The sequence below is a fragment of the Flavobacterium columnare NBRC 100251 = ATCC 23463 genome (assembly GCF_002530675.1).
Taxonomy (GTDB): Bacteria; Bacteroidota; Bacteroidia; order Flavobacteriales; family Flavobacteriaceae; genus Flavobacterium; species Flavobacterium columnare.
Genome location: NZ_PCMX01000084.1, coordinates 1 through 16,871 on the forward strand (window position 1 = coordinate 1; position 16,871 = coordinate 16,871).

Here is a 16,871-nt window from a genome sequence, read left to right on the forward strand (position 1 = left end):
GTTTTAGACTTGATCCCGTTTTAGACTTGATCCAAAGGAATCTTTAACCTGAGAAAATAAAAAAAGCCTCACATTACTGTAAGGCTTTGATTTTACTTGTGGTCCCACCTGGGCTCGAACCAGGGACCACCTGATTATGAGTCAGGTGCTCTAACCAACTGAGCTATAGGACCAATTTACTAAGTAAATCTCTTTAGACGCTCAGAGTTATTCTCTGTTTGCGGTTGCAATATTAAGACATTTTTTTAATTCTACAAAATTATTTAGACATTTCTTGACACAATTCAATTAATACACCATTAGTACTCTTAGGATGCAAGAAAGCAACTAACTTATTATCAGCACCTTTCTTAGGAATTTCATTCAATACGATGAAGCCATTTTTTTTTAATCTTTTTATTTCTTCTTCTATATTTTCTACATCAAAAGCTATATGATGGATCCCTTCTCCCTTCTTTTCAATGAATTTTGCAATAGGACTCTCTGGATTTGTGGCTTGAAGCAACTCTATTTTATTAGGCCCATTCATAAAAAAAGAAGTTTTAACTCCTTCGCTTTCTACAAATTCTTCTTTATAGGCAGGTTTCCCAAAAAGCAATTCAAAAACTTCATTAGACTCTTCTAAATTTTTCACAGCAATTCCTATGTGTTCAATTTTTCTCATTCTTATTTTTTTTATTTAGACAAATATATCATTTGACAAACTCAAAATAGCAACACTAATTACAAAAAATTGTATGTTTGCAACATGGAGACTAATAGACAGAAAAAAATAGGAAACGTTTTACAAAAAGATTTAGTAGATATCTTACAAGGAGAAGTACGTAAAAACGGAATTTCAAATCTTGTTATATCTGTTTCAAAAGTAAGTGTTACTAGTGATTTATCAATTGCAAAGGTTTTTCTTAGCATTTTCCCACAAGAAAAAGCAGAAGAAATACTAGAAGCCGTAAGATCCAACACACCTCTTATTAAACATGATTTAGCACAACGTGTAAAATTACAATTACGTAGAGTTCCTAGTCTACTTTTTTATATTGATGACAGTTTGGATTATATTGAAAAAATAGATCACGCATTATCAGGGAAAGACAACCCAATAGAAAACCCTAATTTATTAGATAAAAGAAAGAAATCCTAAGCAATTGCACTTTCCTTTTTACATAGCACAACGATATTTACGCACCGCTAGTAAGAATAATGCAATAAACATTATTAGCCGGATAGCCTCAGTAGGAATAATCATCGGCTCTATGTCTTTGTTTGTTGTTCTTTCTGTTTTTAGCGGATTGAAGGATTTCAGCTTATCTTTTAGTAATAATTTTGATCCCGATTTAAAAATCTTTCCTAAAAAAGGAAAAACTATCACAATTACCCCCCAACAATTTAATAAATTCAAAAATTCAAAAGGAATTAAATTTTATAGTAATGTAATTGAGGAAAAGGTTCTTTTCATGTATAAAGGAAAAGAGCATGTAGCCGAAATTAAAGGTATAGACAATCAATTCAACCAAGTCAACAAAATACAAAAGGCTATCTATCAAGGACAGTGGTTAATACCCGAAACACCTCAAGTTGTTATTGGAAACGTTATTGCCAATAAATTATCATTAAACCTTTTTGATTTAAACAATATTCTTGAAATTTACGTTCCTAGACCTGGTAAGGGAGCTATTACAAATCCAGAAACTGCCTTTAACAAATCGAATCTAATACCAGTAGGAATTTATTCTATTAACGACGATCTAGACGCAAAGTATGTCTACACAGATCTTCGATTAACACAAGACCTATTGGAATACAAACCAAATCAGGTATCCGCTATAGAAATAAAAATAGATAGTCTAGCCAGTGAAGATATCATTATTAAAAATTTGACTAAAATTTTTGACAACACAGTAGTTATAAAAAACAGAACACAACTTAATGATAGTTTACACAAAATGCTAAATACTGAAAATACAGCTATTTACCTCATTTTTACCTTAGTAATCATCATGACTCTTTTCACCTTAGCGGGTGCTATCATCATGATGATTCTTGAAAAGAAAAACAATTTAAAAACACTTCTAAACCTAGGGGTTACTATAAAAAACATTCAACTAATCTTTTTACTACAAGGATGCTTAATAACTTTCATAGGAGGGGTATTAGGTATTAGTCTAGGCCTTATTTTAATCTTTATCCAAGACCAATTTAGCTTAATAACAATAACCGATTCTCTACCCTACCCTGTTAAAATAGAAACAACAAATATCATCATCGTCTTTGGAACGATCATGATTTTAGGTTTTATGGCCTCTTTTATCGCAGGCAGTAGAGTAACTAAAAACTTATTAAATAACAATCTTTAATTCGTTTTTTACTAGTCTTTTAAAACATCAAGACCCTATTTTCCTTCTACAGAAACACAGTCTATGATTTCACAAAAACATTTTTTAGCTTTTAATCGTTCTATCCGTTCTTCTATCTTTTTAAGAAAACAACCCTCCATTGGTTTACAATTAAAATTAAAAAAAACATTTTAAAATTCAACAAACAAAAAACCTATAAAACCCAAAGATTTTAAGGCTACATTATTAAGTCCAACTCCTACTTCTAGTTTATTCTAAAATATTTTTTATCTTATTCATAACATTTATCAGTTGCTAGATAAAAATCTTTATCTAATTTTGTTAGATCGTGTATTTTTAAAACACGATCTAATAACTAATTTTATCATCTTTATTTTTCACAATAAAAACAAACCACATGAAACCAGATTTATTTCAATCACCTGATTACTATCAATTAGATGATCTACTAACGGAAGAACATAAATTAGTACGTGATGCGGCTCGTACATGGGTAAAAAAAGAAATATCCCCTATAATTGAAGAATACGCACAACGTGCTGAATTCCCTACTCAAATCATTAAAGGACTAGGTGAAATAGGTGGGTTTGGTCCTTACATCCCTGCTGAATATGGAGGAGCTGGATTGGATCAGATCTCGTACGGTTTGATAATGCAGGAAATTGAAAGGGGAGATTCTGGCGTACGTTCTACTTCATCTGTACAATCTTCATTAGTAATGTACCCTATTTGGAAATATGGTTCAGAAGAGCAACGCCAAAAATATTTACCCAAATTAGCCACTGGTGAATGGATGGGATGCTTTGGATTAACAGAACCTGATCATGGTTCAAATCCAGGCGGTATGGTAACTAATTTTAAGGACATGGGGGATCACTATCTTTTAAATGGTGCTAAAATGTGGATTTCTAACGCTCCATTTGCACAAATTGCTGTGGTTTGGGCAAAAAATGAAGAAGGCCGTATTCATGGATTGATTGTAGAACGCGGGATGGAAGGTTTTAGCACACCTGAAACACATAACAAATGGTCTCTACGCGCTTCTGCAACAGGCGAACTTATATTTGACAATGTAAAAGTTCCTAAAGAAAATTTATTACCAGGCAAATCTGGATTAGGAGCTCCTCTCGGGTGTCTTGATTCAGCACGTTATGGGATTGCATGGGGGGCAATTGGTGCCGCTATGGATTGTTACGACACAGCTTTGCGCTACTCTAAAGAACGTATTCAATTTGACAAACCAATTGGAGCTACACAATTACAGCAAAAAAAATTAGCCGAAATGATTACTGAAATCACAAAAGCACAACTTTTAACGTGGAGATTAGGCGTATTACGCAATGAGGGAAGAGCTACTTCAGCACAAATATCTATGGCTAAAAGAAACAATGTAGACATGGCTCTTACTATAGCTCGTGACGCACGTCAAATGCTAGGTGGCATGGGAATTACAGGCGAATATTCAATCATGCGACACATGATGAACTTAGAGTCTGTAGTAACCTACGAAGGAACTCATGATATTCATTTATTAATTACAGGCATGGATATAACAGGATTTCCCGCTTTTAAATAATATACAAATAAATAAAAATGATACAAATGCCTCTCCGTTTAAAGAGGCATTTATTATTTTTGCTGAAATTTATTAAAATAATGAGCATCGAATCTATCCATAAAAATATCCAAACCAAAAAGGATATCTTATTAAACCATCCTTTATACTCAAAAATAAAAACATTAGAATCACTTAACATTTTCCTTGAACACCACATATATGCTGTTTGGGATTTCATGTCTTTATTAAAAGCTTTACAAAACCGGTTGACATGCACCAGCACGCCTTGGAAAGCTTCTCCGAACCCTGAAACTCGCTATTTAATAAATGAAATTGTTCTGGCAGAGGAATCAGACTTAGCTTTAGACGGAAAACGCCTAAGTCACTACGAAATGTATTTAGAAGCCATGCAAGACTGTGGTGCCTCTACAAACGAAATCAAATATTTTTTAAAAAACATAGAAGAAACTCAAAATATTTTTGAAAGTATTAATCAATCTGAGCTTGGAAAAGGCATAAAAGAATTTTTATCTTTTACTTTTAAAGTTATTGAAAAAGGACAAGCTCATGAAATTGCAAGTGCTTTTACTTTTGGAAGAGAAGATCTAATACCTAGTATGTTTACAGCTATCTTAAAAAATTTTAAAGAATCATTCCCCGAAAAAGATTTTTCAAAATTGATTTACTATTTCGAACGCCATATAGAACTTGATGCAGATGAACACGGTCCTATGGCAATGAAGATGATTGAGTATTTAGCAAATGACAATGAGGAAAAATGGAATGACATGGAAAAAATAGCAATTGAAGCCTTAGAAAAAAGAATCATCCTATGGAACGCTATCGAGAAAGCAATTGATTCTATTTCGTAACACCTATAACTGCCCGAAAAGTATTCACAACTTATATTTTATCATTTTGATACAACAGTTCCTTTTCGGGCAGTTATAGTTACTCAGTTGGAGCTAACTCTATTGCCAGTCCATCTATTTCAGGAGTTATTAAAATCTGACAACCTAAACGACTGTTTTCTTTTACATTCAAGGCTTCCCAAAGCATTGCATCTTCATCGGGATTCTTTTCAGGCAATTCAACATCATTTAACACATAACATTGACAAGAAGCACACATAGCCATTCCACCGCAAATACCAATAGTCCCTTCTGGTGCCAATTCATACACGCGAACCAACTCCATAATATTCATATTCATATCCGTTGGCGCTTGCACTTCATGAACCACACCTTCTCTATCCGTTATTTTTATTATAATATCTAAAGACATATTTTTTTTCACAAAAATAAAGATATTTCGAGAAATATATTAAATTTGGAAAAATTTTGGGGGATTAGCTCATTTGGCTAGAGCGCTACGCTGGCAGCGTAGAGGCAACCGGTTCGACTCCGGTATTCTCCACCAGAACTTTAACTTTTTTAAAAAATATTTTTAAAAAAAAGAAAAAAACTAATACATTTGAAAAATGTTGGGGGATTAGCTCAGCTGGCTAGAGCGCCTGCCTTGCACGCAGGAGGTCATCGGTTCGACTCCGATATTCTCCACTAAATTAACCAAAACCAAAAACCAATAACGTCTCTAATGAGACGTTTTTTTTATCTCTTAATAAAATGAAAAATAATCCCCTACTTATTTTATTTTTATTTTACCTTTTAAAAGCTTATCCTCAAAAAATCACAACCACCCTTCCTGACACCATCACACACTGGAAACAACAAAACAAAGTATCTTTAGAAATCAATCAAATAAGCTTTATTAACTGGAATGCTGGAGGAAACAACTCTGTCTCTGGCTTACTCAAAGGAGACTTTAAAAGAATTTTTCAACATAAAAATATAAAATGGCACAACGAGCTATTATTTCGTTATGGCATAAACAAACAAGACGGTTATGAAATAAGAAAAACAGAAGATGTCTTTCTGTTCAATTCAACTTTTGGTTTTAAAAAAGACACAATATCTGACTGGCATTATTCAGCTAAATTAAATTTCAACACCCAATTTACAAACGGCTATAAACATCCTAATTTTGAGAAACCTATTTCTAGTTTCTTTGCTCCAGCCTATCTATTTATTGGCATTGGTACGGAATATATTAATAAAGAACAAAACCTTAAAATATACCTATCTCCTCTAACTCAAAAATCTACTTTCGTATTTAATACTGAATTAGCAAACGAAGGTGCTTTTGGGGTAGAGAAAGGAAAAAAATACCGAAATGAAATCGGGACACTCATAACAACTTTTCACAAAGATGAAATATACCAAAATATTTATCTAGAAAACAGAGTAACTCTTTACACGGACTATTTAAACAATTTTGGTAATATAGACATAAACTGGCTATTACAATTTGACTTTATCGTAAACAAATACGTTTCCGCAAACGTTAACACAAATTTATTATATGATGATGATGTCAAAACTAAAAACGAAACAAACGGCCAATTAATCACTTCTGGACCTAAGATACAATTTAAACAATTAATTGGAATCGGATTGAATTATTCTTTTTAACCAAAAGAATAATTCCTTTATAAAATTAACATATAGATCATTCCTTATTTGATATAATTTTGATCCTATTTAAAATTTCAAACCCAAATTACGTGTTATACCATTTAAACTTTGAATTTTCTTTTTAAAAATAGTACATCTATAAAAGCAACAAAAATTAGCGCTGGTTCTCGATGCGCTTCGCGCTCGAACTAACGATGATTTCAATTATATAACTCAACCATCTGTTCGAGTTGTTTAAAAAAAGCGTATTGAGAACTTTACTTTTTAATCCAGTATATTTTAAGCTTAAATGGTATTAAACTTTCTGATGAAGAGAAAAAGAGTAAAAAGGGAAACACACAATTTTTGTTTCCCCACGGATATAGTTTTGCTACGTTTAAGACAAAAAAATGGATTGCTCTTTCAGATTAAAAATCATTTTTTATCTGTAATAAATTCTAATGTGTAATCCGGCTTAAAAAAGACCAAATAGATTGAAATATTTATAAATCACTCATATACAACACATAAATAGATATAAATTTAACAAAATTCACAAGCTTTTGACTTGATCCCTTTTGTTCTTGATCCTTGAAATCGAGTGTTTTTTTCAAATAAAAAGAGGCTATCCAAAAAACAAGGACAGCCTCTTTTAGAGTCATTTTTAGCCAGTACCCGGAGTGGGAATCGAACCCACACTCCGTAGAACACGAGTTTGAGTCGTGCGCGTCTACCAATTCCGCCATCCGGGCGTTGCTGAATTGTGAGTGCAAATGTAGAAAAAAAAATTAATAATCATAAAAAAATATTAAAAAATATGTTTTCAAGTTGATTTTAATTTCTAAATTTGCAACGCGTTAAAAGCAACACAACACATAACTAACTACAATCAAATGAATTGTTATTTTTGTTTCTTTAAAAAGCTTCAAAAAAAATAGTTTAATTGATATAAAAAAAATAACCTAATGCCACATTTAGAGCCGGAAGCAAAAATATTTGCTTCTTCGAAAAGTGTATTCTTAGCCGAGAAAATCGCCAAGAAATACGGTGTAGAGCTAGGAAAAGTAACGTTCTCACATTATAGTGATGGTGAATTTCAGCCTTCTTTTGAGGAATCAATAAGAGGATTACGAGTGTTCATTGTGTGTTCTACATTTCCGAGTTCAGACAATTTAATGGAACTCTTACTAATGATTGATGCCGCTAAAAGGGCTTCAGCAAGACACATAACAGCAGTAATTCCTTATTTTGGTTGGGCTCGACAAGATCGAAAAGACAAACCAAGAGTTCCCATAGGAGCCAAATTGGTAGCAAAATTGCTTGAAAGTGCAGGAGCTACGCGGATCATGACAATGGATTTACATGCTGATCAGATTCAAGGTTTCTTCGAAAAACCAGTAGATCATTTATTTGCTTCTACAATTTTCTTACCGTATGTTCAATCATTAGGTTTAGAAAATTTAACAATAGCATCTCCCGATATGGGAGGGTCAAAAAGAGCTTATGCTTACTCTAAGTTTCTAAGTTCAGATGTAGTAATTTGCTATAAGCAAAGAAAAGCAGCGAATGTGATTGAATCAATGGAGTTGATAGGTGAAGTAAAAGGGCGAAATGTAATTCTTGTTGATGACATGGTCGATACAGGAGGTACACTTGCCAAAGCGGCTGATCTAATGCTAGAAAAAGGAGCTTTGAGTGTACGTGCTATTTGTACTCATGCTATTTTGTCTGGCAATGCAATAGATAAAATAGAAAACTCAAGCCTAACAGAGTTGATCGTAACGGATTCGATACCGCTTAAAAGAGAATCAACAAAAATAAGAGTCGTAAGTTGTGCTGAATTGTTTGCTGATGTAATGCGCATGGTACATTACAACAATTCAATAAGCAGCAAATTTATTATGTAAATTATATTATTAATTTTTATATTTTTTTAAATGAAATCAATTACAATTAAAGGATCTGAAAGAGAAAGCGTGGGTAAAGTATCTACTAAAGCCTTACGTAATGCTGGAATGGTTCCTTGCGTGTTATACGGAGGAGATCAACCAGTACACTTCGCAGCTGAAGAAAAAGCGTTTAAAAACTTGGTTTACACTCCTAATGCTCACACAGTTGTGATTGAGTTAGAGAATGGAAAAACTTTTAATGCTGTATTACAAGACATCCAGTTCCACCCAGTAACAGATAAAGTTTTACATATTGACTTCTATCAATTATTTGAAAACAAAGAAGTTACTATGGAAATTCCTGTGAAGATTGTTGGTAACTCTAAAGGTGTTATGGCTGGTGGTGTATTACGTCTTAACCAACGTAAATTAAAAGTTAAAGCTTTACCAGCTAATTTACCTGACTTTATCGAAACAGACATTTCTGAATTAGAAATGGGTAATAAATTATATATTACTAAACTTTATACAGATACTTACAAATTTTTACACCCAGACAATACTGTAGTATGTCAAGTAAGAATTTCACGTGCTGCAATGAAAGCTGCTCAAGAGGCTGCAAAAGCAGAAAAAGGAGCAAAAGGAAAGAAAAAATAATTTTCTTAAAATATTTTGCAAAAGTGCTCACAATTGTGGGCACTTTTTTATTAGTCATCCCCCTTTTTTACAAATAAATATAGTTAGGCATTATCCGATGAAAAAATTTTTAATAATAGGCTTAGGCAACATAGGTGCAGAATATATTAACACCCGTCATAACATAGGTTTTAAAGTCGTTGATTTTTTAGCTAAAAAACACAACGCTGAGTTTACTACCGTAAAACTGGGCGCAATGGCAGAAATAAAATTAAAGGGAAAAACCTTATTTTTACTAAAACCAAATACCTATATGAACTTAAGTGGCAAAGCCGTTCAATATTGGATGGATAAAGAAAAAATTAACAAAGAAAATATACTTGTAATTACAGATGACTTAAATTTACCTTTTGGAACTCTACGCATTAAACCGAAAGGTAGTGATGGTGGACATAATGGATTAAAAAACATACAATTATTGCTTAACTCAACAGATTACCCAAGATTTCGTTTTGGAATAAGCGATGATTTCAAAAAAGGAAAACAAGTGGATTATGTATTAGGTGAATGGGACGAAATAGAAAAAGCAAAATTAACAGAACGTTTAGAACAGTCTATTGCTGCTATTGAATCTTTTGTTTTGGCAGGACTAGAAAACGCCATGACAACATTTAATGGTAAATAATTTTTAAAATACAATCCGTTAAAAGAATTTAATACAATAAGACTATCCGATTATTCTTTTTAGTACTAAATTATACGAGGACACAAAACGTATACTACATCAGAACGACTTTTAAAGATTAAGACGAGTTTCTTCACACTTATAAAACAAAATAATTGTTATTATTTTTTATAACACTAACTGTTTTTTATAAATCCAAAAAAGATAAATAAACCATCCTAAATAAGCCACACAAACAATTAATTTTATTACAGTAGAAGTAAGAAAACCTATAAATGCTCCTAAGGCTGCTTTAAATGCTCTTGAGTGATTTTGATTCTCAAAATACAATTCCCCTAAATAAGCCCCCAAAAAAGGGCCTATCAAAAAACCAATAGGAGGCATAAAAAGACCAATAATTAACCCTATATTAGTTCCCCACACACCATATTTAGAGCCCCCTAAACGCTTAGTTCCCTGCGCTGGAATAAAATAATCAAGAACTATGATCACTATAGTAATGAATAATGTGGTGCCTAAAAACCAATAATTATTAGGAATGGTCTTGGTAAGATACAAGAGTAACATCCCTACCCAACTCAAACCAGGTCCTGGTAGAGCTGGTAAAACACTACCTATTATTCCTATTAAAATGCACAAAAAACCAATAATTACCAATACTAAATCCATAGAATATTTTGTTACTTTTGTCTTATAAATATAAATATTAAAAAAAATTAACACAATGAAACTAATAAAAAGTAACTTACTCTTATTGATCGCTTTTTTTTCTGTAGTAAGCTGTCAATACTTCGAAAAAAAAGAACCTAACAAAGAGGATCTTTTAAAAAAAGAATTAAGTAAAATAAATTGGAATACCGTAGATGAGTATCCTTCTATAACGGAATGTGAATCTATAACTGATAAAGAATTAAAGAAAGAATGTTTTTTTCAAGTATTGACAAAGAATATTTATGAAAAAATAGCAACAGACACCGTTAGAAAATTATTACCTAGACTAGACTCTTTAAAAATAAGAATTATAATTCATCCTGATTCAAAAGTAGATTTTTCAACGATTCTCCCTTCTAGCGCGCTTGATCCTGAATATACAGATAGTATTTTACGTTCTAAATTAATTAATTTCCCGACTATTGAACCAGCAATTAAAAGAGGAATGAAAGTAAAATCAGAATTTTTCATTCCAATTAAAATCAAATAATTTTTCATTTCATAAAAGTTCTGCCTTTCCAATCGTATTTACCAAATAAAGAATAAATTACAACGAATGAGCTAAAAAAAGCATATAAAATAGTTGAAAGAATTAAATATTTTAATGATTTTCCAAAGTACTCAGAAGACATTCTAAAAAGAATATAATCAACCAAAAATTTGATAGCAAAGACCATAAGCAAGAGTTGTCCTTCAAAATTTAGGAAAAGAAAACCACAAGCAAGTAATATCAAAGAAAAATTCATTAAAAAAACAAAAAGCCCCAATTGCTTACTATAAATAGATTGATAATTAGCTATCTTACTCGCCCATCTAACTCGTTGATTCAAGAGTTTTTTAAATGAATTTTCAGGTTTTGTACAAACTGTTGCCAATGTATTTTTAAGAAAATAGACCTTTTTAGGATCTTTTTGAACGGCTTTTTGAAGCAAAAAAACATCATCTCCACTAGCTATCTCGTCATTACCTTCAAATCCTCTTAATTCCTCAAAAAAAGTTTTTTGATAACAAAGATTAGCTCCATTACACATAAAGGCTTGACAATTACCAAAGCTTCCTATAGTGGTTCCTTGTAAACTTAACAAATCTAAAAACTGAAAATTTTGTAAAAAACTCTTAACAGGACTAAATAACACTCCAGAAGCTACCATTTTAGGTGTCTTTTCCTGAATAAAAGCATCATAAATACTCAACCATTTTTTATTTACTGTACAATCAGCATCCGTAGTTATAACCCAATTGTTTTGTACGATTGGAATAGCACTATTAATAGCATCTTTCTTGGGAGAATTCGTTTTTCTAATAGTATTCATTAGAGTAATCTGGAATCTGGAATCTGGAATTTCAAATCGATCATCAGAATCATCATCTACCAAAATTACTTCAAATAAATGGCTGGGATAATTTAATCTTTCAAAAGAAGCCAACAAATTAGGTAAATTTTTATTTTCATTTCGAAAAGGAACAATTATTGAAAATTTAGTTGTAGGATAAACTTCCTTGTACGAAAAAATTCTAACCTTGGTAAAACCTATACATAACCAAAGAATATTGACACTATATCCGATTAAAACTAAATAAACAATCAATATAAAAACTTCCATTTTTATTCTTCTATTTGTGGTTTTACTAATTTAAAATTTAGCACAAAATAACTTCCTATAATTACAGGCAAAACAGTATTTAATCCCCACATTAAAGTACTAATAAAAAGCACAACCCATTCGTTAACCTTTAATAACCCAAAGAAAAAAACAGCAACACTTCCTTTTATTGCAAAATCTAAAAATTGAAAAGAGGGCAATGACGATGCTAAAAAATAGACCGATGCAATTACACTCATTAAAAGTAAATAAGGCAAGTCAACTCCAAACATCAAAAATAGAAAGTAATATTGATGCGAAAATGTTAAATAACGTAAAACGCCTAAAAGAATATTTTTTTGATGTCTTTTTTTAGGAATCGCATTAATCGTATGGATAAGTTTTTCAACTGAATATTTTCCGATCTTGACTCTTTTTAGTACTATGATAACTACAATCAAGAAAACTAAGATCCCTATAATAATAAACCCCTCTTTAAAATTTATAATTTGAAAATGAATATTAAAATACAACAATCCTAATACTCCAAAAAAAACAGTTAAAAGCAGTTGAACTCCATTACAAATCAGATTTAGGAAAATAACTTTTTTAGCTTGATTCTTTTTGAAAAACAATGCTTTTCCCGCATATTCTCCTATACCATTAGGAGTAAATAAAGCCAAAGTTAAAGCTCCTAAAACCTGTTTAGTAGATTCTGCTATGGAAAGAGTTTTTATTTCTTGAGTCAAATTTTGCCATTTTAAAATTTCAAAAAAACGGTTCAAAACAGACAAGAACAAAATAAAAACAATGGCATACCCAGGTTGTTTCGAGAGGATTTGATTTTTAAACCGATCAAAATCCATAACAGATTCACTTGACAATTTTTTATATATAAAATAAAAAGCACCTCCCACTATCATTAGTTTAAGCAGAAGTGTCAAGAATTGTTTAGCTTTGTTGAATATTTCTTGCATTGGAGCAAAGTAACAAAACTTTGAACTTGAAATTTGAAACTTGAAACAAAAAATTTGGCAAACGAAAGAATAATTTTAGGCATTGACCCAGGAACTTCCATTATGGGTTTTGGATTGATTAAAGTAATCAATAAAAAAATGGAATTTATCCAACTCAATGAATTATTATTGAGTAAATACGACAATCATTATATAAAACTTCAAAAAATTTTTGAACGCACTATAGAACTCATAGATACTTATACTCCTGATGAAATTGCTATTGAAGCTCCTTTTTTTGGCAAAAACGTACAATCAATGCTAAAATTAGGACGTGCACAAGGAGTAGCTATGGCTGCTGGTCTATCTCGTCAAATCCCTATAACCGAATATGAACCTAAAAAAATAAAAATGGCAATTACAGGAAATGGTAACGCCAGTAAAGAACAAGTAGCTAAGATGCTTCAACAACTTTTAAAACTAAAAGAACTCCCCAAAAACCTAGATTCTACGGATGGTTTAGCAGCAGCCGTTTGCCATTTTTTTAATTCTGGACGAATCGAATTAGGACAACAATACAGTGGATGGGAAGCTTTTATTAAACAAAACGAATCAAGAATTAAATAAAAGCCCTTTAATATTCCTCTTTTAAAAAACCACCCTAATCTATTTTAAAGTTTTATGAGTATATTAAACACAAAATCTATATAGCTTAAAAGCGTTAATAAAACATTGAAATTATTAGATTTTTTAAATGCTCTTCATTTGAAATGAAAAACATAAAAAAATTGATAATGAGCATTATATATGGTAATCTAAAAACGAATCGTTTGATTGAAAGACATTAAAATGAGCGGTATCTATATTCACATCCCTTTTTGCAAACAAGCTTGTCATTATTGCGATTTTCACTTTTCGACTTCATTAAAGAAAAAAGATGAAATGGTACAAGCATTGGCAAAAGAAATCGTTATGCGAAAAAAAGAATTCCAAAATGAGGTAGTAGAAACTATTTATTTTGGAGGAGGAACTCCTTCTATATTACAAATTGAAGATATAAATTTTTTGATTAACGAAATTTACAAAAACTACAAGGTAGTTGATAATCCAGAAATTACTCTTGAAGCAAATCCTGACGATTTAAAGCAAAATACAATAATTGAATGGGCAAATATTAAAATAAATAGGCTAAGTATAGGTGTACAATCTTTTCGTGAAACAGATTTACAACTGATGAATCGAGCACATAATGCTAATGAAGCAAAAGAATGTTTAGAACTAGCAACCCATTATTTTGATAATATTTCAGTAGATTTAATTTATGGTATTCCTGGACTTACAAATGAAATGTGGCTAAATAATATTCAAACGTTACTCAATTTAGGAATCTCACACATTTCCAGTTATGCTCTAACTGTAGAACCCAAAACAGCATTACAAAAGTTTATTCAAACAGGAAAAGTTCCATCTATAGATGAAGCAGTAGCTCATGAACAGTTTTTAATATTAGTTGATACACTAGCCAAAAATGGTTTTGTGCATTACGAACTGTCTAATTTTGGAAAAGAAAACTATTTTTCTAAAAACAACTCAGCGTACTGGTTAGGCCAAAAATACATTGGAATAGGACCATCAGCACATAGTTATGATGGGATCAATCGAAGTTGGAATATTGCTAACAATCCTCTTTACATAAAATCTATACAAAAAGATATCTTACCAAGCGAAGTAGAAACTCTCACATTAACTGATCGTTACAATGAATACATCATGACTGGATTGCGAACTATTTGGGGGGTTTCTTTAGAACGTATTAAAGAAGAGTTTGGAAACAACTATCTTGAATATTTGATAAAAAATGCACAACCTTTTATAAATAACAAGCAATTAGAGGTAAGCAACAATATTTTAAGAACTACTCGAAAGGGGAAATTTTTTTGTGATGGGATTGCTTCAGACTTATTTTTTTTAAATTTGAGTCCTCATAAAGGACACTAAAAAAACATAAAGTCTACCCCATTTTGTGTGGCTTGTGGAATTCTTTATGATAATTGTCTCAAAATGATTTTAAAAATAAACCACCTTACTTTTGATATATCAAAACCCTATGATATTTCCATTCCATTAAGCAATACCGAAACAAACCCGATTGCTTGGTATATAGAAAAACCCGTAATAGAACCTGTTCGTTTCGGAGACTGGGTAGGAAAAGTTTCTGAAGGAAGTGCAATTAATTTCAATACTATTTCTTTTAACCCACACGGACATGGCACACACACCGAATGTTTAGGTCATATTACCAAACAAACCTATAGCATCAATCAGTGTTTAAAAGAATTCTTTTTTGTAACTGAGGTAATTACGGTGCAACCTGAACAAATAGAAGGCGATTTGGTTATTACAAAAAAAATATTAGAAAATAAACGGGCTACTACAACCGAATGGGAAAAATCATACAACTCCATTCAAGCATTAGTAATACGCACTTTACCTAATACCATTGATAAAAAATCAAAAAACTATTCGCATACCAATCCTCCTTATCTAACAGAAGAGGCTGCTATTTATCTACGTGAACTAGGTATCAAACACTTATTAGTTGACCTCCCTAGTATAGATAGAGAAAATGATCAGGGTAAGCTCTTAGCACATAAAGCATTTTGGAATGTAAAAGACAGTAATCAATTAAATTCAGATGCTCGCTTAGACTGTACAATTACTGAAATGATTTTTGTTGACGACACAATTGTTGATGGAACCTATTTATTAAATTTACAAACCGTTTCTTTTGAAAACGATGCCAGCCCTAGTAAACCAGTTTTATACGCTAAAGATCCTTTTAAATAACCTAAAATGCTAGAAGTTTCAACCGACAAACTTAGATTAGATATTCTGTTTATCCAACACTTCTTAAAAGACATTTATTGGTCAGCACCACGAACAATAGAAGAAGTGCAAAAAACCATAGATACTTCCGTATGCTTTGGTTTGTATCTGGATGAAAAACAAATTGGTTTTGCTAGAGTTATTACAGATTATGTAGTCTTTGCTTATGTAATGGATGTTTTTCTAGCCCCAGATTATCGTGGCAATGGGTACTCTTCAGTTTTAATAAAGGCTTTGTTAGAGGAATCCAGTTTACAAGAAGTAAAAATCTGGCGTTTAGCTACCAGAGATGCTCATTTTTTATATAAAAAATTTGGTTTTAAACAGCTTGCTTCACCTGAACGAATGATGGAAAAAATAATAACGTAAATAAGATATAACCAGAAATTATAAACTCATTTCTTTTAATTCATATTATGGATTAGAAATTTATTACAAATAAAAATGACTTTGAATCTAAAAAAGCACTCCATTTTTTGTCATCAATGTGAGAAAACTACAGCTGTAGTAAAAATTTTTATGTATTTTTACTTGATTTGCCCTTTTTATCTTCATCAGAAAGTCTAACGTATAATCTGGGTTTAAAAAAATAAAAATGGACATACAACAACTTTACGATTTTTGCTTATCAAAAAAAGGAGTAACCGAACATTTCCCTTTTGACAAAGACACCTTGGTGTTTAAAATAGGTGGGAAAATATTTTGTTTGACTTCTTTACAAGGATGGGAAAAAGAAACACCATCTATCAACTTAAAATGTAATCCCGAAAGAGCCGAACAATTACGTGCTGAGTATGATGCCGTATTACCAGGCTATCACATGAATAAAAAACATTGGAATACGATTAAATGCCATAATGATGTTTCTGATAAAATGTTATTAGATCTCATTAATCATTCTTATGATTTAGTATTTAAAAGTTTAAGTCAAAAAACACAAGTAGAAATTTCAACTTTTTAATAGTTTTGATCGCATTATTCTGTTTTATTAGATACCGATTGGACTCATATCACCCAAAATACAGCCATTGATTCAACGTTTAAATCAAAAAAGTTTTTTGACTTATTTAAAATTTTCTTGGCTCAGATTAATTTTTTGG

The 16,871-nt window shown here is 31.4% G+C and carries 19 protein-coding genes and 4 tRNA genes; 16 read left to right on the forward strand and 7 right to left on the reverse strand.

Annotated features, from left to right (window positions below; all coding sequences use genetic code 11):
• Positions 1–99 precede the first annotated feature (99 nt).
• Positions 100–173, reverse strand: a tRNA-Ile gene (locus B0A78_RS11365).
• A gap of 86 nt (positions 174–259) precedes the next feature.
• A complete protein-coding gene (gene mce, locus B0A78_RS11370) occupies positions 260–664 on the reverse strand; it encodes a methylmalonyl-CoA epimerase (RefSeq protein WP_014166099.1) in 405 nt (134 codons plus the stop codon).
• Positions 665–748: 84 nt separating this feature from the next.
• Here mce and rbfA point away from each other — a divergent pair, with 84 nt between their 5' ends.
• The 4 genes from rbfA to B0A78_RS11390 all read left to right on the forward strand — a co-directional run bounded on the left by rbfA (position 749) and on the right by B0A78_RS11390 (position 4,784).
• Complete coding sequence (rbfA, locus tag B0A78_RS11375) at positions 749–1,141, forward strand: 30S ribosome-binding factor RbfA (RefSeq protein WP_014166098.1); 393 nt, start codon at positions 749–751, stop codon at positions 1,139–1,141.
• A gap of 4 nt (positions 1,142–1,145) precedes the next feature.
• Positions 1,146–2,354 (forward strand): ABC transporter permease, encoded by a 1,209-nt coding sequence (locus B0A78_RS11380; protein ID WP_041253256.1) that lies wholly within the window; start codon positions 1,146–1,148, stop codon positions 2,352–2,354.
• 397 nt (positions 2,355–2,751) lie between these two features.
• Positions 2,752–3,930 (forward strand): acyl-CoA dehydrogenase family protein, encoded by a 1,179-nt coding sequence (locus B0A78_RS11385; RefSeq protein ID WP_014166096.1) that lies wholly within the window; start codon positions 2,752–2,754, stop codon positions 3,928–3,930.
• Positions 3,931–4,010: 80 nt separating this feature from the next.
• Complete coding sequence (locus B0A78_RS11390; RefSeq protein ID WP_014166095.1) at positions 4,011–4,784, forward strand: DUF3050 domain-containing protein; 774 nt, start codon at positions 4,011–4,013, stop codon at positions 4,782–4,784.
• A 79-nt stretch (positions 4,785–4,863) separates the two neighbouring features.
• On the opposite strand, the gene B0A78_RS11395 is transcribed toward B0A78_RS11390, so the two are convergent.
• Entirely contained in the window at positions 4,864–5,196 is a 333-nt protein-coding gene (locus B0A78_RS11395) for a 2Fe-2S iron-sulfur cluster-binding protein (RefSeq protein WP_014166094.1), read from the reverse strand.
• Positions 5,197–5,254: 58 nt separating this feature from the next.
• Here B0A78_RS11395 and B0A78_RS11400 point away from each other — a divergent pair.
• The 3 genes from B0A78_RS11400 to B0A78_RS11410 all read left to right on the forward strand — a co-directional run bounded on the left by B0A78_RS11400 (position 5,255) and on the right by B0A78_RS11410 (position 6,443).
• Positions 5,255–5,331 (forward strand) — tRNA-Ala (locus tag B0A78_RS11400).
• 66 nt (positions 5,332–5,397) lie between these two features.
• Positions 5,398–5,471 (forward strand) — tRNA-Ala (locus B0A78_RS11405).
• A gap of 66 nt (positions 5,472–5,537) precedes the next feature.
• Complete coding sequence (locus B0A78_RS11410) at positions 5,538–6,443, forward strand: DUF3078 domain-containing protein (protein WP_014166093.1); 906 nt, start codon at positions 5,538–5,540, stop codon at positions 6,441–6,443.
• Between the two features lie 654 nt (positions 6,444–7,097).
• On the opposite strand, the gene B0A78_RS11415 is transcribed toward B0A78_RS11410, so the two are convergent.
• Positions 7,098–7,177: transfer RNA gene (locus B0A78_RS11415), tRNA-Leu, on the reverse strand.
• Positions 7,178–7,390: 213 nt separating this feature from the next.
• On the opposite strand from B0A78_RS11415, the gene B0A78_RS11420 reads away from it, so the two are divergent.
• The 3 genes from B0A78_RS11420 (at position 7,391) to pth (ending at position 9,635) form a co-directional block, all read left to right on the forward strand.
• Positions 7,391–8,332, forward strand: coding sequence for a ribose-phosphate pyrophosphokinase (locus tag B0A78_RS11420; RefSeq protein WP_014166092.1), 942 nt, complete (start codon positions 7,391–7,393; stop codon positions 8,330–8,332).
• A 30-nt stretch (positions 8,333–8,362) separates the two neighbouring features.
• Entirely contained in the window at positions 8,363–8,971 is a 609-nt protein-coding gene (locus tag B0A78_RS11425) for a 50S ribosomal protein L25/general stress protein Ctc (RefSeq protein ID WP_014166091.1), read from the forward strand.
• Positions 8,972–9,068: 97 nt separating this feature from the next.
• Positions 9,069–9,635: an aminoacyl-tRNA hydrolase gene (gene pth / locus B0A78_RS11430; protein WP_014166090.1), complete on the forward strand. Its 567-nt coding sequence runs from the start codon at positions 9,069–9,071 to the stop codon at positions 9,633–9,635.
• 168 nt (positions 9,636–9,803) lie between these two features.
• On the opposite strand, the gene B0A78_RS11435 is transcribed toward pth, so the two are convergent.
• Positions 9,804–10,304, reverse strand: coding sequence for a DUF456 domain-containing protein (locus tag B0A78_RS11435; protein WP_014166089.1), 501 nt, complete (start codon positions 10,302–10,304; stop codon positions 9,804–9,806).
• A 55-nt stretch (positions 10,305–10,359) separates the two neighbouring features.
• Here B0A78_RS11435 and B0A78_RS11440 point away from each other — a divergent pair, with 55 nt between their 5' ends.
• Complete coding sequence (locus B0A78_RS11440; RefSeq protein WP_014166088.1) at positions 10,360–10,836, forward strand: hypothetical protein; 477 nt, start codon at positions 10,360–10,362, stop codon at positions 10,834–10,836.
• Between the two features lie 4 nt (positions 10,837–10,840).
• On the opposite strand, the gene B0A78_RS11445 is transcribed toward B0A78_RS11440, so the two are convergent.
• Both B0A78_RS11445 and B0A78_RS11450 read right to left on the reverse strand, forming a co-directional pair.
• Positions 10,841–11,950, reverse strand: coding sequence for a glycosyltransferase (locus B0A78_RS11445; RefSeq protein ID WP_014166087.1), 1,110 nt, complete (start codon positions 11,948–11,950; stop codon positions 10,841–10,843).
• Between the two features lie 2 nt (positions 11,951–11,952).
• Complete coding sequence (locus B0A78_RS11450) at positions 11,953–12,906, reverse strand: lysylphosphatidylglycerol synthase domain-containing protein (RefSeq protein WP_014166086.1); 954 nt, start codon at positions 12,904–12,906, stop codon at positions 11,953–11,955.
• Between the two features lie 54 nt (positions 12,907–12,960).
• Between B0A78_RS11450 and ruvC the strand changes: the two genes are divergently transcribed.
• The 5 genes from ruvC (at position 12,961) to B0A78_RS11475 (ending at position 16,732) form a co-directional block, all read left to right on the forward strand.
• Positions 12,961–13,512 carry a crossover junction endodeoxyribonuclease RuvC gene (ruvC, locus tag B0A78_RS11455; RefSeq protein WP_014166085.1) on the forward strand — a complete coding sequence of 184 codons (552 nt, stop codon included), beginning with the start codon at positions 12,961–12,963 and terminating at the stop codon, positions 13,510–13,512.
• A gap of 222 nt (positions 13,513–13,734) precedes the next feature.
• Entirely contained in the window at positions 13,735–14,883 is a 1,149-nt protein-coding gene (gene hemW, locus B0A78_RS11460) for a radical SAM family heme chaperone HemW (protein WP_014166084.1), read from the forward strand.
• A 63-nt stretch (positions 14,884–14,946) separates the two neighbouring features.
• Positions 14,947–15,732, forward strand: coding sequence for a cyclase family protein (locus tag B0A78_RS11465; protein WP_014166083.1), 786 nt, complete (start codon positions 14,947–14,949; stop codon positions 15,730–15,732).
• Between the two features lie 6 nt (positions 15,733–15,738).
• A complete protein-coding gene (locus B0A78_RS11470; protein WP_014166082.1) occupies positions 15,739–16,140 on the forward strand; it encodes a GNAT family N-acetyltransferase in 402 nt (133 codons plus the stop codon).
• Positions 16,141–16,366: 226 nt separating this feature from the next.
• Positions 16,367–16,732 carry an MmcQ/YjbR family DNA-binding protein gene (locus B0A78_RS11475; RefSeq protein WP_014166081.1) on the forward strand — a complete coding sequence of 122 codons (366 nt, stop codon included), beginning with the start codon at positions 16,367–16,369 and terminating at the stop codon, positions 16,730–16,732.
• The last annotated feature ends 139 nt before the right edge of the window (positions 16,733–16,871 follow it).